General features: G+C 45.1%; 25 protein-coding genes and 1 tRNA gene. 17 read left to right on the forward strand and 9 right to left on the reverse strand.

Annotated elements, in window-relative coordinates; all coding sequences use genetic code 11:
* Window positions 1-33: 33 nt before the first annotated feature.
* The 7 genes from LU297_RS05910 (at window position 34) to pnp (ending at window position 6,542) form a co-directional block, all read left to right on the forward strand.
* On the forward strand, window positions 34-429 hold the full coding sequence (locus tag LU297_RS05910; protein ID WP_263075634.1) for a ribosome-binding factor A: 396 nt from the start codon (window positions 34-36) through the stop codon (window positions 427-429).
* Complete coding sequence (truB, locus tag LU297_RS05915; RefSeq protein WP_432806238.1) at window positions 407-1,348, forward strand: tRNA pseudouridine(55) synthase TruB; 942 nt, start codon at window positions 407-409, stop codon at window positions 1,346-1,348. Before LU297_RS05910 ends, truB begins: the two co-directional genes overlap by 23 nt.
* 146 nt (window positions 1,349-1,494) lie before the next feature.
* A complete protein-coding gene (locus LU297_RS05920; RefSeq protein ID WP_263075636.1) occupies window positions 1,495-2,115 on the forward strand; it encodes an opacity family porin in 621 nt (206 codons plus the stop codon).
* Between the two features lie 276 nt (window positions 2,116-2,391).
* A complete protein-coding gene (locus LU297_RS05925) occupies window positions 2,392-3,045 on the forward strand; it encodes an opacity family porin (RefSeq protein WP_263075637.1) in 654 nt (217 codons plus the stop codon).
* A gap of 118 nt (window positions 3,046-3,163) precedes the next feature.
* Window positions 3,164-3,814 (forward strand): opacity family porin, encoded by a 651-nt coding sequence (locus LU297_RS05930; RefSeq protein WP_263075638.1) that lies wholly within the window; start codon window positions 3,164-3,166, stop codon window positions 3,812-3,814.
* 197 nt (window positions 3,815-4,011) lie between these two features.
* Complete coding sequence (gene rpsO, locus LU297_RS05935; protein WP_263077343.1) at window positions 4,012-4,281, forward strand: 30S ribosomal protein S15; 270 nt, start codon at window positions 4,012-4,014, stop codon at window positions 4,279-4,281.
* Window positions 4,282-4,448: 167 nt separating this feature from the next.
* A complete protein-coding gene (gene pnp / locus LU297_RS05940; protein WP_263075639.1) occupies window positions 4,449-6,542 on the forward strand; it encodes a polyribonucleotide nucleotidyltransferase in 2,094 nt (697 codons plus the stop codon).
* A gap of 55 nt (window positions 6,543-6,597) precedes the next feature.
* Here the strand turns inward: pnp and rlmH are convergent, their stop codons facing one another.
* Window positions 6,598-7,080 (reverse strand): 23S rRNA (pseudouridine(1915)-N(3))-methyltransferase RlmH, encoded by a 483-nt coding sequence (gene rlmH / locus LU297_RS05945; RefSeq protein ID WP_263075640.1) that lies wholly within the window; start codon window positions 7,078-7,080, stop codon window positions 6,598-6,600.
* 132 nt (window positions 7,081-7,212) lie between these two features.
* Here rlmH and LU297_RS05950 point away from each other — a divergent pair, with 132 nt between their 5' ends.
* The 8 genes from LU297_RS05950 to LU297_RS05985 all read left to right on the forward strand — a co-directional run bounded on the left by LU297_RS05950 (window position 7,213) and on the right by LU297_RS05985 (window position 14,840).
* Window positions 7,213-7,632, forward strand: a complete 420-nt coding sequence (locus tag LU297_RS05950; RefSeq protein WP_263075641.1) for a YraN family protein — start codon at window positions 7,213-7,215, stop codon at window positions 7,630-7,632.
* Between the two features lie 40 nt (window positions 7,633-7,672).
* Window positions 7,673-8,407, forward strand: a complete 735-nt coding sequence (locus tag LU297_RS05955) for a BON domain-containing protein (protein WP_263075642.1) — start codon at window positions 7,673-7,675, stop codon at window positions 8,405-8,407.
* A 46-nt stretch (window positions 8,408-8,453) separates the two neighbouring features.
* Window positions 8,454-8,696 carry a BolA family protein gene (locus LU297_RS05960; RefSeq protein WP_263075643.1) on the forward strand — a complete coding sequence of 81 codons (243 nt, stop codon included), beginning with the start codon at window positions 8,454-8,456 and terminating at the stop codon, window positions 8,694-8,696.
* Between the two features lie 19 nt (window positions 8,697-8,715).
* A complete protein-coding gene (murA, locus tag LU297_RS05965) occupies window positions 8,716-9,978 on the forward strand; it encodes a UDP-N-acetylglucosamine 1-carboxyvinyltransferase (protein WP_263075644.1) in 1,263 nt (420 codons plus the stop codon).
* Window positions 9,979-10,026: 48 nt separating this feature from the next.
* A complete protein-coding gene (gene hisG / locus LU297_RS05970) occupies window positions 10,027-10,683 on the forward strand; it encodes an ATP phosphoribosyltransferase (RefSeq protein ID WP_263075645.1) in 657 nt (218 codons plus the stop codon).
* 18 nt (window positions 10,684-10,701) lie between these two features.
* Window positions 10,702-12,015, forward strand: a complete 1,314-nt coding sequence (hisD, locus tag LU297_RS05975; RefSeq protein ID WP_263075646.1) for a histidinol dehydrogenase — start codon at window positions 10,702-10,704, stop codon at window positions 12,013-12,015.
* Between the two features lie 4 nt (window positions 12,016-12,019).
* Window positions 12,020-13,102: a histidinol-phosphate transaminase gene (gene hisC, locus LU297_RS05980; protein WP_263075647.1), complete on the forward strand. Its 1,083-nt coding sequence runs from the start codon at window positions 12,020-12,022 to the stop codon at window positions 13,100-13,102.
* A 208-nt stretch (window positions 13,103-13,310) separates the two neighbouring features.
* Window positions 13,311-14,840: a fumarate hydratase gene (locus tag LU297_RS05985; protein WP_432806284.1), complete on the forward strand. Its 1,530-nt coding sequence runs from the start codon at window positions 13,311-13,313 to the stop codon at window positions 14,838-14,840.
* A gap of 251 nt (window positions 14,841-15,091) precedes the next feature.
* Here LU297_RS05985 and LU297_RS05990 read toward each other — a convergent pair whose 3' ends face one another.
* The 3 genes from LU297_RS05990 to trxA all read right to left on the reverse strand — a co-directional run bounded on the left by LU297_RS05990 (window position 15,092) and on the right by trxA (window position 17,749).
* Window positions 15,092-15,535, reverse strand: a complete 444-nt coding sequence (locus LU297_RS05990) for a hypothetical protein (protein ID WP_263075649.1) — start codon at window positions 15,533-15,535, stop codon at window positions 15,092-15,094.
* 414 nt (window positions 15,536-15,949) lie between these two features.
* Window positions 15,950-17,221, reverse strand: coding sequence for a transcription termination factor Rho (rho, locus tag LU297_RS05995; protein WP_263075650.1), 1,272 nt, complete (start codon window positions 17,219-17,221; stop codon window positions 15,950-15,952).
* Between the two features lie 207 nt (window positions 17,222-17,428).
* Window positions 17,429-17,749 (reverse strand): thioredoxin, encoded by a 321-nt coding sequence (trxA, locus tag LU297_RS06000; RefSeq protein WP_263075651.1) that lies wholly within the window; start codon window positions 17,747-17,749, stop codon window positions 17,429-17,431.
* 164 nt (window positions 17,750-17,913) lie between these two features.
* On the opposite strand from trxA, the gene LU297_RS06005 reads away from it, so the two are divergent.
* Window positions 17,914-18,642: an RluA family pseudouridine synthase gene (locus LU297_RS06005; protein WP_263075652.1), complete on the forward strand. Its 729-nt coding sequence runs from the start codon at window positions 17,914-17,916 to the stop codon at window positions 18,640-18,642.
* 5 nt (window positions 18,643-18,647) lie between these two features.
* Here LU297_RS06005 and LU297_RS06010 read toward each other — a convergent pair whose 3' ends face one another.
* From LU297_RS06010 to LU297_RS06030, 5 genes are all read right to left on the reverse strand, one after another.
* Window positions 18,648-19,064 (reverse strand): protein tyrosine phosphatase family protein, encoded by a 417-nt coding sequence (locus LU297_RS06010; protein ID WP_263075653.1) that lies wholly within the window; start codon window positions 19,062-19,064, stop codon window positions 18,648-18,650.
* Window positions 19,057-20,775, reverse strand: a complete 1,719-nt coding sequence (locus tag LU297_RS06015; protein WP_263075654.1) for a SulP family inorganic anion transporter — start codon at window positions 20,773-20,775, stop codon at window positions 19,057-19,059. The genes LU297_RS06010 and LU297_RS06015 overlap by 8 nt, the downstream gene beginning before the upstream one ends.
* Before the next feature lie 4 nt (window positions 20,776-20,779).
* Window positions 20,780-21,175 carry an META domain-containing protein gene (locus LU297_RS06020; RefSeq protein ID WP_263075655.1) on the reverse strand — a complete coding sequence of 132 codons (396 nt, stop codon included), beginning with the start codon at window positions 21,173-21,175 and terminating at the stop codon, window positions 20,780-20,782.
* Between the two features lie 62 nt (window positions 21,176-21,237).
* Entirely contained in the window at window positions 21,238-21,561 is a 324-nt protein-coding gene (locus LU297_RS06025) for a BolA family protein (RefSeq protein ID WP_263075656.1), read from the reverse strand.
* An 8-nt stretch (window positions 21,562-21,569) separates the two neighbouring features.
* A complete protein-coding gene (locus LU297_RS06030; RefSeq protein WP_263075657.1) occupies window positions 21,570-22,394 on the reverse strand; it encodes a M48 family metallopeptidase in 825 nt (274 codons plus the stop codon).
* Between the two features lie 300 nt (window positions 22,395-22,694).
* Between LU297_RS06030 and LU297_RS06035 the strand changes: the two genes are divergently transcribed.
* A tRNA-Gly gene (locus LU297_RS06035) sits at window positions 22,695-22,770 on the forward strand.
* Window positions 22,771-22,884: the final 114 nt, after the last annotated feature.

The raw sequence follows: 22,884 nt of genomic DNA on the forward strand, positions 1-22,884 counted from the left end.
AAATCATCTAATTTTTATCAATGTAGGAAAATTATGAATCAACGCTTACAACGATTGGCTGACCAAATCCAGCGAACCTTATCAAGTCTAATCCGTGATGAGATTAACGACCCTCGTTTGACGGGGTTTGTGACCATTTCTGGTGTCAAAGTCAGTCCAGACTTAGGCTATGCAGATGTCTATGTGACCATCTTGGAACCAAATCAAGACACAGGCATGAATAAAGAATCGCATCAAGAAAGTATGCAAATTTTAAACCGTGCATCAGGATTTTTGCGAACGCAGTTATCTGCCACGATGAAAACTCGTACCACGCCACGCCTAAGATTTCATTATGATGAAGTGACGGCACACGGCAACCACATGATGGATTTGATTAGCCAAGCCATGCGAGAAACTGCCAAAAATGACCATCAAGACGATGAATAAGCAAGTTGTTTCAGGCATTTTATTGCTGGATAAATCACAAGGCATCAGTTCGCATTCAGCATTGGCAAAAGCCAAATATCTGTTCAAATCCGATTGCCAAGATTCAAAAAAAGCAGGGCATACAGGCACGCTAGATCCGATGGCGACAGGTCTGTTGCCATTGTGTTTTGGGGAGGCGACCAAATTTGCTCAATATGGATTGGACGCTGACAAAGGCTATCATGCCATCATCAAATTGGGCGTGCAGACCGATTCTGGCGATGCTGATGGGCAAGTCATCGCTCATCAAGCCGTGCCAGCATTTGTACAAGAAACGCTAGATGGTATTGCAAGCCAAATGATGGGGCAAATCATGCAAACGCCACCGATGTATTCTGCCCTAAAAAAAGATGGCAAAAAGCTCTATGAATATGCTCGTCAAGGCATTGAAGTTGAGCGAGAAGCTAGACCCATCATCATACATCAGCTAAGACTTGCCAAAATAGGCGATGATGAAGTGATGATGAATGTGGTTTGCTCCAAAGGTACTTATGTGCGAGTGTTGGGTGAAAGTGTGGCAGAGGCACTTGGGACGGTGGGTCATTTGACGCAGTTAAGACGCACGCTGACAGGTGGGTTTGATGTTACTGATGCCATTGAGTTATCTGTGCTTGAAGCGTTATCCATGCCAGAGAGGATGGCACGATTATTGCCCATCGATGCGATGCTGACACATTTACCGATTTTAAGTATTGATGAAACCCAAAAATCACGCCTAAAACTTGGGCAACGCCTTAATGTCAAAGACAAATTGGCAACTTTGCCCACCTTTGATGAATTGCTGTTGGTGCGATTATATGCTGATGGCGTGTTCATTGGCTTGGGCGAGCTTGCCAATTCTGGTCGATTACAGCCCATCAGATTGGTGCAGTCAGTATAAGAAAAGACCAATCAGTGTTTAAATTTTTTTGTAAATTTACCATTTTTTGCTTGCCGAATGTTGCGGGGGGGGGTAGAATATCTTTGCTTTGTTAAAAGCGTGTTTCTATAAACTCTCAAACGGTTTTACAGTTTTAAGGATGTATTATGAAAAAGCTACTTTTAGCTACCCTGTTGGCAGGCACTTCAATCCTAGCAATGGCGAATACTGCTGGCTTGTATGTACAAGGCAACATCGGTGTGTCTAAACTAGAAGCCAAAGCAGACGGTGAAAAATTTAAAGATAATAACACAGGATATACTATCGCTGTGGGTAAAGATGCAGGTGCGGTGCGTTATCAAGCTGATTATACTAACTTTGGCAAAATCGAAGAAAGTGGATCGGATGGTGTTGCTGGCGTTGCTGGCTATGACGAGTGGGACTCGGTTCTAAAAGCTCAATCATTGGGCGTATCTGCCATCTATGATTTCCAAACTGTGTCAGGCTTTACCCCTTATGCAGGCGTGCGTGTTGGCGTGAATCAGCTGAAATTTGAAGAGGATGTGAGATATTCAACAATTGATTTGAATGGTGCTTACACGGTGTATTCTGCAAATGAATCATATAAAAAGACCAAAGTTGGTGCAGGTGTGCTTGCAGGTGTACAATATGCCATCAACCCGCAACTTGCTGTGGATGCTGGTGTTGAGTATAACTATCTTGGTAAACTCGAAGATACTAAATTAAATCAATACGGTGCAAAAGTGGGTCTGCGTTACAATTTCTAATCGTCATGCCCGTATCAAACCCATCGTGCAAACGGTGGGTTTTTTGTGTTGTTTGACAAATGAACAAGTGTGCTTTATTAAAGGATTTGTTCATGAATTCTAAGTTCACTATTGATTATTTTGAAGGTGTTGTTTGGTAATATTTGGTAAAATCTTTACAAAATATTACTAATTGTTAGAAATTATCTATTATAATACCACCATCGATTGAATTTATATATCGATTGATTGGTATCGATGTACCAAATAATCCATTGAATAAATAATAGGTGATTTATGAAAAAGACAATTTTTGCAGCAGCAGCCTTAGCGTTATCAGCACAAGCATTGGCAATCGAATTGCCAACAAGCAACTCGCCATACTATGCACAAGCCGATGTTGGTTATTCACACATCAATGCTAAACACACTGGCGAAACCGTCAAAGAGGGCGATGTGGCGTTCCGTGTGGCGTTGGGTCGCACTTATGGCAACACTCGCTATGCGGTGGATTATACCCGTTTTGGTGGTGCTGAGAAGCGTGTTTATTCAGCCAAAACCGTAGCGGCAGGCGAGATGCCATTTGTACCAGCAGACACTTATACCCTAGAAAATTCAAATGATGTTGAAGTACATTCTGTGGGCGTGTCAGCGTATTATGATTTTGCTAAGATGAATCAATTCACACCGTATGTGGGTGCAAGATTGGGCGTAAACCGCCTAAGCCACGACATTGGCGAAGATTTGCACATTGGTGGCGAAGATTATGACATCAGCGGACATAGTGTTAATAAAACCAAAGTGGGTGCAGGCGTATCAGCAGGTGTACAATACGAAATCAATCCAGCATTGACGCTAGATGTTGGTGCAGAGTACAACCACTTTGGTAAAGTTGAAGACATCAAAGTGCATCAATATGGTGCAAAATTGGGTCTGCGTTACAATTTCTAATCGTCATACCCATCATCAAACCCATCGTGCAAGCGGTGGGTTTTTTGCGTTATTTGACAAATGAACAAGTGTGCTTTATCATATGCCTAAATCCATAATGTGAGTAAGGTTTTTTAAGATGAATAAATTTTATCCAATCATTGCTTTGGCTTTATTTTCAACAGGAGCATTGGCAAATGTTGATGGTGTGTATGTGCAGGGTTCTGTTGGCTTATCCAAATTAAGCACCAAACATGACGGTGAAAAATTGACCGATGATAAGGCACTCATCAGAGCAAGCGTTGGCAAGCAGGTTGGCAATATGCGTTATGCACTTGATTATAGTGATTTTGGTAAAGTTGAGTCGGTACAGACAGAAGTGTTTGAGGCGGATGAAGGTTATCATAATGGACCTTATATTGAGACCGAAACCATGTTGGATAACATCAAAGTGCGTTCATTTGGTGTATCGGCAATCTATGATTTTCCATTACATTCTGCCGTCAATGCGTATGCAGGTCTTAGAGTGGGGGCAAATAAGATTGATGCCAAACAGCAAAGCAGAACAAAAACAGTCTATGACAACAAAGAGCTTGGCACAACTGAGGTTGCCAGTCAGCATCAGCAAGCCAAAACCAAGATTGGCGTTGGTGTGTTAGCAGGTGTGCAATACCAGCTGACATCAAATGTGGCACTAGATGCAGGCGTGGAATACAATCAACTGGGCAAATCTGACCAAATCAAGGCTCATCAGTATGGCATCACTGCTGGTCTGCGTTACAATTTCTAATCGTCATGCCCATCATCAAACCCATCGTGCAGGCGGTGGGTTTTTGTATAAAAATCTGCCAATTTCCCAAAACAAAAAAGCTGACTTTTGCTAAATTAACTGTTATAATAATAAGCTAAGTGCCAATTTGGCTTAGGCAGGCTTTAGCAATGCAACGCTTGCCCGAATAATATTGCATTGCCCAATTAGGAATATCGATTATGCTAACTAATCAAGATCGTGAAGCAATCATTGCACAATACAAGCGTGGCGAGAATGACACTGGTAGCCCAGAGGTTCAAGTTGCCCTATTGACCGCTCGTATCAACGACCTACAAGACCACTTCAAAACTCACAAAGCTGACCATCACAGCCGTCGTGGTCTAATCCGTATGGTAAACCAACGCCGTAAATTGCTAGACTACCTAAAAGGTAAAGACCTAAACCGCTATACCGACCTAATCGGTTCATTGGGTCTGCGTCGTTAATCACTCTGTTGAGTGGCGATGATTGCGTAACGCAACAAGAAACGGCGTGCTTTGGCGTGCCGTTTTTATTTTTTGATGGCGATTAGAACTCTAAGGCATAAGGTTGTCGGGCTTTATTCCTTAGGGCTTTAATTAAGCCATCTGACTGATAAATAAAAGGAAACAATATGTTTAATGTCATTCGTCAAGAATTTCAATACGGCAACCAGCAGGTTGTATTAGAAACAGGTCGTGTCGCTCGCCAAGCCAATTCGGTGGTGGTGCATATGGGCGGCGTGTCTGTGTTAGTGGCTGTCGTGGTTCGTCCAGAAGCTGTTGCAGGTCAGAACTTTTTTCCATTGACCGTCAATTATCAAGAAAAAATGTACGCATCAGGCAAAATCCCTGGTGGCTATGGCAAGCGTGAAGGTCGTGCCTCAGAATTTGAGACTTTGACCAGCCGTTTGATTGACCGTCCGATTCGTCCACTGTTCCCAGAAGGTTATTTTAACGAAATTCAAGTGACCGCCACGGTGATTTCATCAGACAAATCACAAGATGCTGACATCGCAGCGATGATTGGTGCATCAGCAGCACTTGCCATTTCGCCAGCACCGTTTAATGGTCCGATTGGTGCTGCTCGTGTGGGCTTTATTGATGGCGAATATGTGCTAAACCCAAGCCTTGCCCAAATGAAACAAAGTCAGCTTGACCTTGTGGTGGCAGGTACTAAGGCTGCTGTTTTGATGGTAGAGTCAGAAGCTGATGAGCTGTCAGAAGACCAAATGCTTGGTGCGGTATTGTACGGTCATGCTCAGCAACAAGTGGTGATTGATAATATCAATGCGTTTGCTGCGGCGGTTGGCAATACAAAAGCAGAATTCATCGCTCCTGCGATTGATGAAGAGCTAAATGCTGCCCTAAAAGCAGGCTTTACCCAAAAAGTCAGCGAAGCCTATACCATCACAGTCAAACAAGACCGCTATGCTCGTCTTGATGAAATCAAAAACGAAGCCGTAGAAGCATTGGCAGGCGACATCGAAAGCGAAGAATACGAAAGTAAAGCAGCGGCTGTCAAAGAGCTGTTTGAAGAACTAAAATATCGCACCGTGCGTGATAATATCCTATCAGGCAAGCCTCGTATCGATGGTCGTGATTTGGACACCGTGCGTGCGTTGGACATTCAGGTGGGTGTGCTGCCTTATACACACGGCTCAGCACTATTTACTCGTGGTGAAACCCAAGCCCTTGTGGTTACGACACTTGGCACAACCCGTGATGTAAACCTTGTGGACACTTTGGCTGGTACTAAGCAAGACCACTTTATGCTACATTATAATTTCCCGCATTATTCGGTGGGCGAAACAGGTCGTGAAAGTGGGCCAAAACGCCGTGAAATCGGTCATGGTCGTCTGGCTCGCCGTGGCGTGCAAGCGATGTTGCCAGCCGCTGACCGCTTCCCATACACCATTCGTGTGGTATCAGAAATCACCGAGTCAAACGGTTCATCATCAATGGCATCGGTGTGTGGTGCATCACTATCATTGATGGATGCTGGCGTACCCCTAAAAGCTCCTGTGGCAGGCATCGCCATGGGCTTGGTTAAAGAGGGTGAGAGATTTGCTGTCTTGTCAGACATCTTGGGCGATGAAGACCATTTGGGCGATATGGACTTTAAAGTGGCAGGTTCTGTCAATGGTATCACAGCGTTGCAGATGGACATCAAAATCGAAGGCATCACCGCTGATATTATGGAAAAAGCCCTAAATCAAGCCCATGCTGGTCGTATCCATATCCTCAATGCGATGAATGAAGTCATTGCTCAGTCTCGTACTGAGATTAATGCTCATGCACCAAACTATGCCACCATCAACATCAATCCAGAAAAAATCCGTGATGTCATTGGCAAAGGCGGTGCTACCATTCGTCAGCTGACTGAGGACACAGGGGCGACGATTGACATTGATGATAATGGCACAATCCGTATTTTTGGTACTGACAAGGCATCAACTCGTGCTGCCATCGCTCAAATCGAAGCCATTACTGCCGAAGTGGAAGTGGGTGCGGTTTATGAGGGTACGGTGGCTCGCATTGTGGACTTTGGTGCATTTGTGACCATCTTGCCAGGTACTGATGGCTTGGTACACATCAGCCAAATCTCTGATGAGCGTGTTGAGAATGTAACCGACCACCTATCAGAAGGTCAGACCGTCAAGGTGCAAGTCCAAGACATCGATAATCGTGGACGCATCAAATTGACCATGAAAGGCATTGAACAATAATTCATCGCCAGTTAAAAAAATCGCTCCATCATGGGGCGATTTTTTGTGGTTGGTATCAGCCGCCACGATGATAGGGGTGATGATGAATGATGCTCATCGCACGATACAGCTGTTCCATCAAAATCACTCGCACCAATGGGTGAGGTAGGGTTAAATCAGACATCGACCACTTAAAATCTGCTGCTTGCAAAATTTCATCAGACACGCCATCAGCACCACCGATGACCAAAGCAATGTCTAAGCCATCTTGCATGGCAAGGCTAAGCTTATCCGACAGTTGTTCGGTGGAGAGCATTTTGCCCTTGACTTCTAGTAGCCACAATCGTTCTTTGGGGTGTTTTGCTGCCAGAATACTTTGTGCTTCGGTGTGTTTGTATTTGAGGATTTCGGCAGGCGATGGATTTTTGCTGCGTTTGGCAGGTGGTAGTTCGACCAACTCCACGCTCATCATGGGTAAAATGCGTTTGAGATATTCTTCAAAACCTGTTTGTACCCAATCAGGCATTTTATGCCCAACGCTTAAAATTCTTAGTTTCATGACTTGCCTTAAAAGTTTTTTGCTATTTTAACAAAAAATTTGCCAAAAATTTATGGAAATTCTGATAATTTATGGCGAAAATTATAAAACTTTGCTATGCTAGTCAATTTATCAAGATGTGATAAAATAAGCATGCCAATCTTAGCCGACACCAAAACCGCCAAACAAAAAATGGGCGACTTTTATGAAATGCAGGCTTGCCAGCTATTTATTAGGCAAGGGCTGCGTGTCTGCCAAACCAACTATGTGGTAGCTGGCGTAGGAGAGATTGACATCATCGCTGAGCATCATCAACTGGTGCGTGGCAGACAACAATCCTGCTTGGTTTTTGCCGAAGTGCGTAGTCGCAAAGCGGGGCGTTATGCCGATGCCTTAGCCAGCGTAACACCAGCCAAGCAACGCAAGATTATCCAAAGTGCTGAGTGCTTTTTGCAACAAAATCCGCAATACCAAGATTGGGCGTGCCGTTTTGATGTCGTAGGCTTTGTTATAGATTATCAAGGGGTCGTGCTGTCGTGCGATTGGATTGAAAATGCGTTTTTGGCAGAATGAATCACATCATCTTTTTTCCGTGAACGAATCGGGTATCATTATGAAACATATTTTGGCAACGACAGTGGCTGTGCTTAGCTTGGCTTTGGCAGGCTGTATGAGTACACAATCGGATTTGACAGGTTATGGTGCAGATGCGATGGGTCGCACCATTCCCGAGCGTATCAGCGATAGCAGTATTGAGATTACCGCTCGCAGAAACCTTGCCACCGTACCAGGTGTGAATGAAAATAATGTGCGAGTGGCGATTGACAGCTATCGCCGAGAAGTGCTTTTGACGGGCGAAGTGCCATCAGAGGAGATTAAGACAGAGATTGCTCGCACCATCGATTCGATGAAAGATGTCGAAAAAGTATATAATTATTTGACCGTGACTGACACGCCAAAAAGCCAAAGCCATACGGTTCACGAAAACTATCTGCGTGCCAAGATTAACGCTCGCTTACTTGCCAATCGTGAAATTAAATCATCACAATATCAGATTGTGGTCAGAGATCGCACCGCTTATGTGATGGGCTATATCACGCCACAACAGCAAGATTATATTTTACAAGCCATTCAGGATACACCTGGTATGGCAATGGCGGTAACTTTGACGACCATCGTCAGTGATGGTATATCAACCGACATCGCTGCCAGCACATCAGGCGATACTTATGGCGGTGTGGTTACGCTTGAAGATACGGAGGCAGCAGCGTTGCAGTCCATCAGTACACCGAATGCAACAACAGAAGCACCCAGCAACAGCATGCCTGTTTTTGACAATGCTCAATGAATGATTTTGCACCCAAAGTGCCAACAAGACAAGAAAGAGATAGATTATGAATGCAGATGATTTAATTGCTTTATTACGCCCACATTTTGCTGACGCTCACATTGAGGCGGTCAATCAGGGTAATAAGTTTGAATTATTGATTGTGGATAATGCCTTTGATGGCAAACGATTGGTGGCACGCCAGCAAATGATTTTTGCTTTGGTGAATGACCATATCCAAAGTGGTGCAATGCACGCCCTAACCATTCACGCACTGACCCCAGCCGAGTATGCTGACCGTCAAGCCTAATTAGCATAAAGAGAGTATCATGGATAAATTTAAAATCATAGGCAAAAGCCGCATCGCAGGTGAAGTGGTTGTTTCTGGCTCCAAAAACGCTGCATTACCCCTATTGGCAGCGATGATTTTGCCAACCACTCAAACAGTTTTGCATAATGTTCCAACCCTAAAAGACACCACAACCCTGATTGAGCTGATTGCTGGTACTGGCGTAAAAATTCACAAAGAGGGCAATACGGTTGTGGCTGATGCCAGTCAAGTGACCCATTATTATGCACCTTATGAATTGGTGCGTACGATGCGTGCGTCTATCTTGGTATTAGGACCATTATTGGCTCGTTTTGGCGAGGCGGAGGTATCTTTACCAGGTGGTTGTTCTATCGGTTCTCGCCCTGTGGATCAGCACCTAAAAGCCTTAGAAGCGATGGGAGCCACCATCGTGGTGGAAAATGGCTATGTCAAGGCAACAGCCCCAGCAGGTGGTCGTTTGCTTGGTTGTGATTTTAGCTTCGATATGGTTACGGTGGGTGGTACTGAAAATACCATCATGGCGGCAGCTTTGGCAAAAGGTACTACTCGCCTAGAAAACTGTGCCACAGAGCCTGAGGTGGTTGATTTGGCGAATATGCTTGTGGCGATGGGTGCTAAAATCAGCGGTATCGGCACGACCACGATGATTATCGAGGGTGTGGATAGCTTGCATGGTTGCGAATACAGCGTCATTGCTGACCGCATTGAGACGGGCTCATATTTGGCAGGTGCTTTGATGAGCGAAGGCGATGTCTTAACCAAAAATACTTCGGCAGAATTTTTGCATCCTGTTTTAAAGAAATTTGAGGCAATGGGGGCAACCATCACCACAGGCGATGACTGGATTCGTGCGGTGATGAAAGGTCGTCCAAAGGCGGTGGATATTCGCACACAGGTACATCCTGGCTTCCCAACGGACATGCAAGCACAGCTGATGGCGGTTTGTTGCTTGGCAGAAGGCACCAGCACCATCATCGAAAACATCTTTGAAAATCGCTTCATGCATGTGCCAGAGCTACAAAGATTGGGTGCTAACATCAAAGTCGATGGTCATACTGCGGTGGTGGTGGGTGTGGATAAATTTACCCCAGCTCCTGTGATGGCGACCGACCTTCGAGCTTCTATGTCGCTTGTGATGGCGGCAGCTTGTGCCGAAGGCGAAAGCATCATTGACCGTATTTATCACATTGATAGAGGTTATGATGATGTCGAAAACAAACTGCGTGCTTTGGGTGTGAATATCGAACGCATCAAAGGCTAAGATAAGACGCACCTTTTGGTGCGTTTTTGTCAAAAATGGAATGAAATGATGAGTGTCAAACAGATAAGTCAAGATGACTTTAACGGATTAACCATCGCCCTATCCAAAGGGCGGATTTTGGACGAAACCCTACCATTGTTTGCCAAAGCTGGCATCACGCCACTAGAAGACATGCAACAATCTCGCAAGTTGATTTTCGCCACCAGCGATGAGCAAGTGCGGTTTTTGATGTTGCGAGCCTCTGATGTGCCAACCTATGTGGAGCATGGGGCGGCTGATATCGGTGTCTCTGGCAAAGATGTTTTGATGGAATACGATGCCCAAGTGTACGAATTGCTTGACCTAAATATCGCCAAATGCCGTCTGATGACCGCAGGTGTGGCAGGTTTTTCTTTGCCAAATCGTCGTTTACGCATCGCCACAAAGTATGCCAATGTGGCAAGAAATTATTTTGCCAGTCGTGGGCAGCAGGTGGACATCATTAAGCTGTATGGTTCGATGGAGCTTGCCCCTTTGGTGGGTTTGGGCGATTTGATTGTCGATGTGGTGGATACGGGCAACACCTTGCGTGCTAACGGTCTAGAACCATTTGATGAGATTTGCCAAGTCTCATCACGACTGATTGCCAATCCTGTCAGCTATAAACGAAAATTGACCCAGTTACGACCCATTTTGCAAATTTTACAGCAAGCGGTGTCATCATAAAACATTGGAAGTGTGATTATGAGCCAACAACATATTCTAAAATTAGACAGCCAATCGCCAGATTTTGCAGACAAGCTTAATCAGCTATTGGCGTTCGAAACTGTCACGGACAAACAGCTGGTGCAAGTTGTCGATGACATCATTGCCCAAGTACGCCAAGATGGCGATGAAGCGGTGTTTGCTTTGACCAAGCAATTTGACCAGCACCCAGCAAGCAGCATCGAAGAGTTATTCATCAATCCAGACAAGCTGAAATTGGCATTTGATGGGCTAAATGATGAGGTAAAAAGTGCCTTAACACTGGCCGCCAAGCGTATTTTTGCATTTCATGAACATCAAAAAGAATCAGGCTTTCGTTTTGTTGATGAATTGGGCAATACTTTGGGGCAAAAGGTCACGCCACTTGATAGCGTGGGCATCTATGTGCCAGGTGGTTTGGCAAGCTATCCATCGAGTGTGCTGATGAATGCCATTCCTGCCAAAGTTGCTGGCGTGCAGAAGATTACGATGGTTGTTCCTGCCCCAAAAGGCGTGCTAAATCCATTGGTGCTGGCAGCGGCACATCTGGCTGGTGTGGATAGTGTCATTACCATTGGTGGAGCTCAGGCGGTGGCAGCATTGGCTTATGGTACTAAACGCATCGCCAAAGTGGACAAAATCACAGGGCCAGGTAATAAATTTGTCGCTGCTGCCAAACGAGCTGTTTTTGGACAAGTGGGCATTGACATGATTGCTGGACCTTCTGAGGTGTTGGTCTATGCCGAAGGCGAGCAGGCGGACAATGCTGATTGGTTGGCGATGGATTTGTTGAGCCAAGCTGAGCATGATACAGTGGCACAAGCGATTTTTGTGACCACTTGCCCAGCTCAGCTTGAAGCGGTGGAAAGTGCCATCAATCGGGCATTACAAACCTTGCCAAAAGCAGATATTGCCAGTGCAGCACTTGCCAATCGTGGGGCGTTGATTTTGGTCAAGGATAGAGCAGAGGGCTTGACGGTCATCAATCAAGTTGCCCCAGAACATTTGGAGTTGTCGCTGGATAATCCTGATGAATTGATTGAGCAAATTCGACACGCTGGGGCGATTTTTATGGGTCGTCATACCCCAGAGGCGATTGGCGATTATTGTGCTGGTAGCAACCATGTGCTGCCTACTTCTGGCACAGCTCGTTTTTCATCACCGCTTGGCGTGTATGATTTTCAAAAAAAATCATCATTGATTTATTGTACGCCACAAGGGGCAAAACCGCTTGCCAAGACAGCCGATATTTTGGCGATTGAGGAGGATTTGCAAGCCCACGCCCTATCAGCCCGCTATCGTCATCAGGAGTGAATCAATGGATAAGCGTCTATGGAGTGATAAGGCAAAGAGCCTAACCCCTTATGTGCCAGGCGAACAGCCAAAGCATGATAATCTGTGCAAACTTAACACCAACGAAAATCCTTTTGCCCCTAGTCCAAAGGTCATGGACGCCATTGGTGCGGTGCTTGCCAATGATGCAAACACTCTTAGGCTTTATCCAGAGCCTGAGTCCGATGAACTTTGTTCGGTGCTGGCTGACTATCATGGGCTTGATACTTCCCAAGTGTTTGTGGGTAATGGCTCGGACGAGGTATTGGCATTGGTTTTTGCCAGCTTTTTTATGAAAGATAAGCCGTTGCTATTGCCTGACATCAGTTATAGTTTTTATCCAGTATATGCTCAAACCTTTGGTGTTGCGACCAAAAGCATCGCCCTTGATGAGAGTTTTGCCATCAATGTTGATGACTATGTTGGCGAATGTGGCGGAATTATTTTTGCCAATCCTAATGCTCCAACAGGTCGGTTGATGCCGATTGCACAGATTCGTCAGCTTGCCCAAAGACATACTGATGCAGTGGTGGTGGTTGATGAGGCGTACATTGACTATGCTGATGATGTATCGACTGCCTCTGCCATCAGTTTGATTGATGAATTTGATAATATTGTGGTGGTGCAAACTTTCTCAAAATCTCGTGCATTGGCAGGCATGCGTGTGGGTGTGGCGTTTGCCAATCCAAGCCTAATCGCTGCTTTGATGGCGATGAAAAACAGTTTTAACAGTTATCCACTTGATCGTTTGGCACAAGCAGCCGCCATCGCCAGCATTCAAGATGAGGCTTACTTTCAAGAAAAACGCCAAGCAGTGATTCATTTACGACAAGATTTGACGGCTCATTTACAACAGCTTGGTTTTGAAGTTTTGCCGTCAGCGGCTAATTTTGTGTTTGCCAAACCAAGTCAAATGCCTGCCGCCATCATTGCTGAAAAATTGCGTGAAGAGGGCGTGATTATTCGTCATTTTAAGCAGGCACGCATTGAGAATTATCTGCGTATCAGTGTTGGTAATCGTGAGCAAAATGCTCGATTGATTGAAGTTTTGACGCAGATTTTGGCGTGATGACTGGCAAAATTATCCAAATCATGTGATAATGATGCCAACAGGATTGATGGTTTTTGGCAAAAAAATCATCGACCAAGTTGATGCTCGGTCGATTACCGTGCGAAGTTATTAGACCATCATCTGCCATTTTAGGGGCAAAAAAGCTCATTGCCATTTTGCCAATATTAGCCATTTGTGCCAAGCACAAACAGCCAACAAGGAAATGATTATGACCGTCATTAAGCAAGACGATTTTATCCAAAGTATTGCTGATGCTTTTCAATACATCAGCTATTATCACCCAACCGATTATATCGAGGCATTGGTTGAGGCATTAGAAAAAGAAGAAAACCCTGCCGCCAAAGATGCGATGACACAGATTTTGGTCAATAGCCGTATGTGTGCCGAAGGCAAACGACCTATTTGTCAAGATACAGGCATTGCGACGGTATTTTTGAAAGTGGGCATGAATGTGCAATGGGACGCTACCATGAGTGTGGCAGAGATGGTCAATGAGGGCGTGCGTCGTGCCTACAACCACCCTGACAACACCCTGCGTGCCTCTGTACTTGCTGACCCCGCAGGTAAGCGTATCAACACCAAAGACAATACCCCTGCGGTGATTCACATGGAAATCGTGGCAGGCGACAAGGTGGAAGTGACCTGTGCTGCCAAAGGCGGTGGTTCTGAAAACAAATCAAAACTTGCCATGCTTAATCCATCGGATAACATCGTTGATTGGGTGCTAAAAACCATTCCAGAAATGGGTGCTGGCTGGTGTCCACCAGGCATTCTTGGTATCGGTATTGGCGGCACACCAGAAAAGGCGGCCTTGCTTGCCAAAGAAAGTCTGATGAGCCATATTGATATTCATGAACTGAAAGAAAAAGCAGACAGTGGGGCACAGCTTTCTACGACAGAGGCATTGCGATTAGAGTTGTACGAAAAAGTCAATGCATTGGGCATTGGTGCTCAGGGTTTGGGCGGTCTAACCACTGTGCTTGATGTTAAAATCCTAGATTACCCAACACACGCTGCCTCTAAGCCAATCGCCATGATTCCAAACTGTGCTGCCACTCGCCATGTGGAATTTGAGTTGGACGGTTCAGGTCCTGTACAGCTTGACCCGCCAAGTTTAGATGCTTATCCTGACATTACTTATAGCCCAGAAAATGGCAAGCGAGTTAATGTTGATACTTTGACCAAAGAAGAAGTGGCGACATGGCAAACAGGCGATGTGATTTTGCTCAGTGGTAAAATCTATACAGGTCGAGATGCTGCTCACAAACGCATGACCGACATGCTAAATAAGGGCGAAACTTTGCCAGTTGATTTCACCAACAAGCTCATCTACTATGTTGGACCTGTTGATCCTGTGCGTGATGAAGTGGTGGGTCCAGCAGGGCCGACAACCGCCACTCGCATGGACAAGTTTACCCGTCAGATGCTTGAACAAACAGGTCTGCTTGGTATGATTGGTAAGTCAGAGCGTGGCAAAGCTGCTTGTGAGGCGATTGCTGACAATAAAGCGGTCTATCTGATGGCGGTTGGCGGTAGTGCTTATTTGGTTTCCAAAGCCATCAAAAACGCCAAAGTTGTCGCTTTTGAAGATTTGGGCATGGAGGCGATTTATGAATTTGAAGTCAAAGATATGCCTGTTACTGTTGCCGTAGATAGTAGCGGCAGCTCAGTACACGCCACCGCACCAAAAATTTGGCAAGCCAAAATTGGCAAGATTCCTGTCAGCCAAGAGTGATGCCATCATAAAAAAACACCGTCCCTGTGGCGGTGTTTTTTATGGCAGTATCAACATGGTTAATCATCTATTCATGAGCTTTTTTGACCAAGTTTGGAGCAAACCATTGTTGTTTTAGGTATCGAGCGGATTTATTGATGGCTGGTGGGTAAATATCGTTTGGTCTATGATGATGGCAATAAAAAAGAGCTTGGAATCAACCAAGCCCTTTTTGGAAAAATATTTTTTAAGCAGTTAAGACTGCGTTAAAATTATTTTTTCTCTTCAGTTTTAGCTTCGCCTTCAGCAGCAGGAGCTTGTGCAGCGTCAGCAGCAGGAGCAGCGGCTTCAGCAGTAGCAGGAGCTTGTTCAGTTGCAGTGGTAGCAGCAGCTTGTGCAGCTTCAGCAGCACCTTGAGCGGTGTCAGCAGCAGCTTGTGCAGCTTCAGCAGTTGCAGTACCAGCAGCGTCAGCAGCAGCTTTTGCAGCGTCGCCAGCAGCTTCGGTAGCGGTTGCAGCAGCGTCAGCAGCAGTGTTTGCAGCGTCAGCGGCAGCTTCACCAGCAGTTGCAGCAGCGTCTTTTGCAGCGTCAGCAGCAGTGGTAGCAGCTTCGGTAGCGGTAGTAGCAGCTTCAGCAGCTTTTTCTTCAGCTGGCTTTGAGCAAGCAGTTAGAGCTAGAGCAGCGATAAGTGCAGATGCGATTAGTTTAGTTTGCATGATAAACTCCAAATCAAGGAAAATATTACAGAAAAAAGAACCCACGAATCTTGGCAGAAAAAGAATACCTTATCTCTTGCCTTAATCCATAGGTTTACACTGCGATAACATCAGTATACAACAGTTTAGCCAAAATAAAAACAAAATTTGCTACAAAAATATTAAAACATGTAACAAGAAGTTTCAAAATCAGCTCTTGTATCAATCGTAACTCAGATAAGCAGCTAAATTAAGTTTCCTTAACGCCATCATCAGTTTACGCATACAATTTGCAGATAAATTATCTTATCATAAAAATCCATAATCAACAAATAGAATTTTGTAAATTTTATTGGTTGGTCGGATTGTACTTGAATGTTTTATTAAAAAGCCGCTTGTCATGTCGTAATGGCATCGCAAGCGGCTAGAATTAGATTAGCTGTTTTGGGCTTTTTTAATCATTTGCTCAAAAAACTCTTCATTGGTTTTGGATTCTTTTAGGCGTTCAAGCAAAAATTCGGTGGCTTGTGAATCTTCCATTGGTTGCATCAATTTTCGCAAAATCCATACACGGCGAAGGGTATCTTCGTCCAGTAATCGTTCTTCACGGCGAGTGCTGGATTTTTTGATGTTGATGGCAGGGAAAATGCGGCGTTCAGCTAGGTCTCTTTCTAGGGTGATTTCTTGGTTGCCTGTGCCTTTAAATTCTTCAAAAATCACGCTATCCATCTTGGAGCCTGTGTCAATCAGAGCGGTTGAGATGATGGTAAGGCTGCCCCCTTCCTCGATGTTGCGGGCAGCACCAAAAAAGCGTTTTGGGCGTTCTAAGGCATTGGCGTCCACACCGCCAGTCAGCACTTTACCGCTTGATGGCATCACGGTGTTGTACGCACGAGCCAGACGGGTGATACTGTCTAGCAAAATGACCACATCTTGCTTATGCTCGACCAAGCGTTTGGCTTTTTCGATGACCATCTCAGCAACTTGAATGTGGCGTTGTGGTGGCTCATCAAAGGTTGATGCCACAACTTCGCCACGCACGGTGCGTTGCATTTCGGTGACTTCCTCTGGGCGTTCATCAATCAGCAGTACAATCAGATAGCAGTTTGGGTGATTTTTGGTGATGGATTGAGCAATGGTTTGTAATAAAACCGTTTTACCTGCCTTGGGTGGGGCAACAATGATGGAACGCTGACCTTTGCCAATGGGGGCGATGAGGTCAATGATACGACCTGTCAAATCTTCGGTCGTGCCGTTACCTGTTTCTAGCACCAGTTGTTCGGTAGGAAATAGCGGTGTTAAGTTTTCAAAAATCAACTTATGGCGAGAGCGGTCAGGGGTGTCAAAGTTAATCTCGCCAACTTTTAATAGGGCAAAATAGCGTTCAGAATCTTTGGGTGGGCGGATTTGCCCTGCGATGGAGTCGCCTGTTTGAAGATTGAAACGGCGGATTTGGCTTGGGCTGACATAGATGTCGTCAGGACCCGCCAAATATGAGCCTTCTGATGAACGCAAAAAACCAAAGCCATCAGGCAAGATTTCTAATACGCCATCGCCATAGATGGGTTCGCCGTTTCTGGCGTGGGTTTTGAGAATGGCAAAAATAATGTCTTGTTTGCGGCTGCGAGCCATGTTGTCAAGACCAAGCTGCTCAGCGATGGCAAGTAGTTCGCTAACGGATTTTCTTTTTAATTCGGTTAGATTCATGGGTAGGTCTGTGAATAAAAAAAATGACAGCAATATCGAGTGATTGCTTTTTTTGAAAAAAGAATGGAATAAAAAATAAGGTCAATAGACAGATGACCTTTGAAATGACAATATTAAGACCAAAGCCTTGACTTGTCAAGATGTATTGATGGATTTTGTGTTTTTTATCATAAAAAAAGACCTGCTGATACAGGTCTTTTTCTGGGATTATAGATGCTTGTCTAGCAGCTGAGCCAAGGCAGTTTTTGGTTGGCTGCCAACGGTCATGTCAACTTTTTCGCCATTTTTGAAGACAAATAGCGTTGGAATGCTACGAATGCCAAAACGAGCGGCAGTCTGTGGGTTGGCATCAACATCAACTTTGACGATTTGGACACGGTCAGCATAGTCTGCGTCTAGCTCTTCTAAAACAGGAGCGATGGCTTTGCAAGGACCACACCAAGCTGCCCAAAAATCGACCAAAACAACCTTGTCAGAGTTTAGGACATCGGCATCAAAGTTTGCGTCTGTGGTGTTAATGATTGACATAAAATTTACCTTATAAAAGAGTGTTACCAACGCTAAATAGGGCTGGTTTTATAAAATTCAAGACAAAAATTTGTATGAAGGTCGTGCTATAATACCAAACCTTATGCAAAAGCGTTGTATTTTTTATCATTAAATTTGTAAATAATATTGATTGAGTAAACAAAATGACTTTAAGCGATGGCGATATTGTACGATTAAATCAACAAGAAAGTGAGCAGTCAGACGAGTTTTTTTTGCAATTTGCCAAGCAAATCACCGTCTATGAAGATGAGGATATTTGGGTGCTGGATAAGCCAGCAGGTTTATTGAGTGTCGATGGACGAACCCTAAAAGTCAGCCTGCAATCCAGACTACTGCGAGTCAATCCACAGATAAAGTTGATTCATCGTCTGGATATGGATACCTCAGGTCTGATTATTTTTGCCAAGCATGCAGAGGCACAGACGAACATCAGCAAGCAGTTTATTGACCGTCTGCCCCAAAAAGAATATCAGGCGGTGGTGATGGGCACGATTTTGATGGACGACAAAAAAGGCATCATCGATGTGCCTGTGCGTTATGAGCCTAGCACCAAGCCAAGACATATCGTGGATATGAATTGGGATAAGCGAGCTTTGACGCATTATGAAGTGCTACACCACGAGCTGCGTACCGATGCTAATGGTCATGCACACCCAGTCACCCGTGTGGCACTCAAACCCATCACAGGCAGAAGTCATCAGCTGCGAGTTCACATGGTGCATCTTGGTCATGTGATGATTGGCGACCCCATCTATGCCGAAGGGGTGGCATTATCTTTGTCAAATCGTCTTAATCTACACGCTCACAAACTTCGCCTAAAACACCCCGTTCATGGAGCGTGGCTAGAATGGGTCAGCGAAGTGCCGTTCTAGCCCAATCAAATCAGACCGCTGATTAGTGCTGATTGGTATAGGCGTTTGGCACGAGAACCAGAATGACAAAATACCATCACAGGCTTGGGCAGATGAGCGATGAGTTTGGCAAAGTGCTGCACGACATCATTGCTAAGATGGTCGCCACTGACAGGCAGATGATGATAGACAAGCCCTGATGCCAATGCACTATTACTGATGGCATCGCTGTTTGGTTGGTTTTGGCTTTCGTCATCAAATCGCAAGTTAATCAGGCTTTTGTAACCCAAATTGGCAAGAGTTGGGCATTGGCTTGGGTAGATTTGTTTGTATAAAGTGATTTGGTCGTGCATGGCAAAGATGTTTTCCGTGTTTTTTGTTGTTCGTGATTGTAGCGAAACTTTGATGCTGGTGCAATTTTGATTTGGAATAAGTTTATTCATCACAATCTGCATCTGGATTGGTTAGTTTGCACACCGCCTGATTGGTGCTTAAAAATACTTGTCCTGATAGCTGAGCAAGCAGTTGCCCACCAACCAGCTTATCCATTACAGGACCTTTGATTTCAGCAAAATGCAGCTGTTTTTGGTATTTAAGGCACTCTTTGTTGAGTTCTAGTAGCATTTCTTGGGCGGATAAATCAATGTGATTGACCGCTGTCATGATAAGGACAAGATGATGAATCTGTGCATCTTGGGCGTGTACCGATAGCTGGCTATGTACGGTTTGACAGTTGCCAAAATATAAACTCTCATCAATGCGTAACAACATAATGCCATCGAAAGTTGTGACCGAATGTCGTTTGACATTGCGATAATGCTCGCTGTCATCAATCCGACCAACGGTGGCGATATGCACCTGATGTGTCCGATAAACCATCATTGCAAAGCTGGTCAAAATACCGCTGACTAAGCCAGCATTTAGCCCAAAAGTGATGGCGGTGACAAAAGTGATGATAAAACATATCGCATCAGCACGATCATGTTGCCATGCCTGTTTGAAGGTTTTTTTGTCCACCATTGAGATGACCGAAGTGATGATGACTGCCGCCAAAACTGCATAAGGCAAACCTTCTAACTGCCTGCCAAAAAACATCAAAATAGCCCAAATGCCAATGGCACAGACGATGGAGGAGAGTGGGGAGTTTGAGCCAACAGACAGATTGAGACTGGTGCGAGAAATACCCCCAGATACCGCAAATCCACCATACAGACCACTGGTCAAATTGGCAAGACCAAGCCCTAATAGGTCTTTATTTGGCTGATAATCTTCGCCTCGAAGTCTGGCGTGCTGTCCTGCAATGGTACTACTAGAAATGAATGCCACAAGGGCAATCAGCAGTGCTGATGGTAGTAGCTGGACGATGATGTCAACTGAAATGGTGGGCAGACTGGCACTAGGAAAGCCTGTTGGTAGGGCTTGTAGGAGTCGAATGCCCATATCATCAAACTGCCAATGATGAGCCAGCCAAATTGAGAACATGACTAATATGATGACAAACAGACGACCTGCAAAGCCTGCGGATTTTTTGGGTAGCCAGCTGCCCCATACGATGGATTCCCCATAGCGACTGATGAGCAAGATGATGAGCGTAATCATGCCCAATATGGTGGTCGGTAAGTGAATGAATTTGGCTTGTGCGTATAGCCCTTGACTGGCTAAGATAAGACTGTCGCTATTGAGCGAGATGCCCAAGATGTATTTGATTTGGCTTAAAATGATTAAAATTGCCGCACCGCTGACAAAGCCTGCTGCCACGCCACGACTGACAAACTGCATAATCCAGCCCAATCTGAGCATACTGGCGAGTGATAAAATGACCCCCACCATAAAAGCCAGCGTGATGGCAAGCTGAATATACTGTGGACTGCCTAGGCTATAATGACTCAACGCAGAAGCGGTCATGATGGCGGTCACTGCCACAGGTCCGACCGAAGCAATGCTGCTTGCCCCAAGCCATGCATACACCAAGACAGGTGTGATGGAGGCGTATAAACCCATGATGGGGGGCAGTCCTGCCAAAGTGGCATAGCCAAGACTTTGGGGAATGACCAAGACAGCCATCATCAGCCCAGCCGTCAGTTCAGCATAGATGCGACTGGGCTTTTCGACAAATTGCAAAATCCAGTTTGGGATAAGATTTTGCAATTTCATCAGTTTATTCTCCGTAGATTTTCATATTTTGGGCAAAAGCACAGCTCTTTTGACGAGCGGCAACGACCATCGCATCGTGTTCGCCATACAGTTTAGATAGTGTATTGTTGCGAGCGGCTCTTTGGCTGCTGCCAGAACCCATGCCCAGACTGATGCTTGGGTAAATACCATGACGACCGCCTGTCAGACCGATACCAATGCCAGTTGATGATAGCGAAAAACCTTGTTTTTTGGTTTGTTCAGCGACATTGGCAATGCGTGCAACTTCTGATTGTAGGTAGTTGCAATCATGAGCTTGATAGTTGCTTGGATTGACATACTGGGGTGCTACTTTACCAGTGCTGGCACAGCCAGTCAAGACGGCAGCAACAGTAGCAAGTGTAAAAGCGATTTTTTTCATAAAAATACCTTGTATCAAACATAAAAATAGTCAGCAAGCAAAGAGCTTGACCAAATGGGAAATCAATGGCGTTTTGAGGCACAGACAGGACTGCTGGGTGCTTGACCAAGCATGCCCCATTCATCTGGCGTATAAGCATGAATTGCCAAAGCGTGTACCGTGCCACCACCGCTGGTAAGTAATGAGGTCAGGCGAGCGTAGATGGCTTGATGACGAGCCGCCAAACGCAGTCCATTGAATGCATCGCTGACGATGGTCAGTTTAAAATGACTTTCTTTGCCCTCAAAAAAATGAGCGTGCATATGGCTTTCGTTCACAAGCTCAATGTGTGATGGCGATAAAGCGTGCAGGGCTTCAAGCAATGCGTTGGCGGTCGGTGTGTTCATGGGTGTCCTTAGTGTTTTTGGGCAGCTTGATATAATGGCGTGACGGTTGGCATCAAGGCTTGTAGGTTGTTGATGCGATTGCCGCTATTAGGGTGTGTGCTTAGAAATTGAGGCACACCGCCACCGCTATCAGCAGCCTGCATTTTTTGCCATAAGGTTACCGCAGCGGCTGGATTGTAGCCTGCACGAGCCATCAATTCTAAGCCAATTTTATCTGCCTCAGATTCTTGGGTGCGTGAGTGTGGCAGATTTAGTCCAAGTTCGCCAGCCAATCCCACCAGTTGAGTTTGACCATTGGACAGACCCAAAGCACTGGCAGCGATACCAAGCACACCTTGTGTGGCGACGCTACGGCTCATTTTTTCACGAGCGTGTTCTCGTAGAGCGTGTGCCATTTCATGACCCATGATGGCGGCAATTTCAGCATCGCTGAGGTTTAGGCGGTCGATGATGCCAGTATAAAATACGATTTTACCACCAGCCATGACATAGGCATTCAGGCTTTTGTCGTTGATGGTGTGTACTTCCCATTGCCAAGTGCCCGTGTCGTTACGATAGACGCTGGTGTGGGCAATCAGATGTTTGGCGATGCGTTGCAGGCGAGCGACTTGGGCAGGATTGTTGTCCAGTTTGCCAGCAGCACGGGCATCGCTTAGAGTTTCTTGGTAGGCTTGGGCGGATAGAGCGAGTACCTCATCGCTGGATACCAAAAGAAGCTGTTTGCGGTCAGCACCAACAGCACCGCCTGAGGTGGTGCTACCACAACCAATCATTGGCATGGCGACCATGCTTGCCAAAGACAAACCTAGAATGCTTTTTTTGAATGAAGTCATATCTTACCTTTTGCGATAAAATGGGATTTTGCTCATTATACTCAAAGCCTGCATGTTATAAAAGCAATGACAACAAAAATTCACAAATCAATCTATGTTTTTAAAGATGATTTTGTGATGATGCTGGTCTATCATCTGGTGGTCTCATTGGCGATGATGAAAATTGTTTATTTATAACTGATTGATTTTATTAAATTTTTTAGAATTTTGATAAAAAAATCAAAATTTTTTGCAAAAAGTGTTTGACAAGGTCAAAAAATCTTGTATAATACGCACCACAAAGCAACGATGCTTAGATAAGCGGGAATAGCTCAGTTGGTAGAGCACAACCTTGCCAAGGTTGGGGTCGCGAGTTCGAATCTCGTTTCCCGCTCCAAATTTTAAAAAGCTCAAATCGAAAGATTTGGGCTTTTTTGTTATCCAGATAAACACCATAGGAGTGATACATTGCTCCTGTTATTTTTTTCATCATATTTCATCAGTATTTTTC

The sequence above is a fragment of the Moraxella nasicaprae genome, assembly GCF_025643275.1.
Lineage (GTDB): Bacteria > Pseudomonadota > Gammaproteobacteria > Pseudomonadales > Moraxellaceae > Moraxella > Moraxella nasicaprae.

What these genes read in the sequence shown, in the direction of transcription:
- LU297_RS05910 (WP_263075634.1), top strand. Translation starts at nt 34, where the DNA reads ATGAATCAACGCTTACAACGATTGGCTGACCAAATCCAGCGAACCTTA.
- truB (WP_432806238.1), top strand. Translation starts at nt 407, where the DNA reads ATGACCATCAAGACGATGAATAAGCAAGTTGTTTCAGGCATTTTATTG.
- LU297_RS05920 (WP_263075636.1), top strand. Translation starts at nt 1,495, where the DNA reads ATGAAAAAGCTACTTTTAGCTACCCTGTTGGCAGGCACTTCAATCCTA.
- LU297_RS05925 (WP_263075637.1), top strand. Translation starts at nt 2,392, where the DNA reads ATGAAAAAGACAATTTTTGCAGCAGCAGCCTTAGCGTTATCAGCACAA.
- LU297_RS05930 (WP_263075638.1), top strand. Translation starts at nt 3,164, where the DNA reads ATGAATAAATTTTATCCAATCATTGCTTTGGCTTTATTTTCAACAGGA.
- pnp (WP_263075639.1), top strand. Translation starts at nt 4,449, where the DNA reads ATGTTTAATGTCATTCGTCAAGAATTTCAATACGGCAACCAGCAGGTT.
- rlmH (WP_263075640.1), bottom strand. Translation starts at nt 7,080, where the DNA reads ATGAAACTAAGAATTTTAAGCGTTGGGCATAAAATGCCTGATTGGGTA.
- LU297_RS05950 (WP_263075641.1), top strand. Translation starts at nt 7,213, where the DNA reads ATGCCAATCTTAGCCGACACCAAAACCGCCAAACAAAAAATGGGCGAC.
- LU297_RS05955 (WP_263075642.1), top strand. Translation starts at nt 7,673, where the DNA reads ATGAAACATATTTTGGCAACGACAGTGGCTGTGCTTAGCTTGGCTTTG.
- LU297_RS05960 (WP_263075643.1), top strand. Translation starts at nt 8,454, where the DNA reads ATGAATGCAGATGATTTAATTGCTTTATTACGCCCACATTTTGCTGAC.
- murA (WP_263075644.1), top strand. Translation starts at nt 8,716, where the DNA reads ATGGATAAATTTAAAATCATAGGCAAAAGCCGCATCGCAGGTGAAGTG.
- hisG (WP_263075645.1), top strand. Translation starts at nt 10,027, where the DNA reads ATGAGTGTCAAACAGATAAGTCAAGATGACTTTAACGGATTAACCATC.
- hisD (WP_263075646.1), top strand. Translation starts at nt 10,702, where the DNA reads ATGAGCCAACAACATATTCTAAAATTAGACAGCCAATCGCCAGATTTT.
- hisC (WP_263075647.1), top strand. Translation starts at nt 12,020, where the DNA reads ATGGATAAGCGTCTATGGAGTGATAAGGCAAAGAGCCTAACCCCTTAT.
- LU297_RS05990 (WP_263075649.1), bottom strand. Translation starts at nt 15,535, where the DNA reads ATGCAAACTAAACTAATCGCATCTGCACTTATCGCTGCTCTAGCTCTA.
- rho (WP_263075650.1), bottom strand. Translation starts at nt 17,221, where the DNA reads ATGAATCTAACCGAATTAAAAAGAAAATCCGTTAGCGAACTACTTGCC.
- trxA (WP_263075651.1), bottom strand. Translation starts at nt 17,749, where the DNA reads ATGTCAATCATTAACACCACAGACGCAAACTTTGATGCCGATGTCCTA.
- LU297_RS06005 (WP_263075652.1), top strand. Translation starts at nt 17,914, where the DNA reads ATGACTTTAAGCGATGGCGATATTGTACGATTAAATCAACAAGAAAGT.
- LU297_RS06010 (WP_263075653.1), bottom strand. Translation starts at nt 19,064, where the DNA reads ATGAATAAACTTATTCCAAATCAAAATTGCACCAGCATCAAAGTTTCG.
- LU297_RS06015 (WP_263075654.1), bottom strand. Translation starts at nt 20,775, where the DNA reads ATGAAATTGCAAAATCTTATCCCAAACTGGATTTTGCAATTTGTCGAA.
- LU297_RS06020 (WP_263075655.1), bottom strand. Translation starts at nt 21,175, where the DNA reads ATGAAAAAAATCGCTTTTACACTTGCTACTGTTGCTGCCGTCTTGACT.
- LU297_RS06025 (WP_263075656.1), bottom strand. Translation starts at nt 21,561, where the DNA reads ATGAACACACCGACCGCCAACGCATTGCTTGAAGCCCTGCACGCTTTA.
- LU297_RS06030 (WP_263075657.1), bottom strand. Translation starts at nt 22,394, where the DNA reads ATGACTTCATTCAAAAAAAGCATTCTAGGTTTGTCTTTGGCAAGCATG.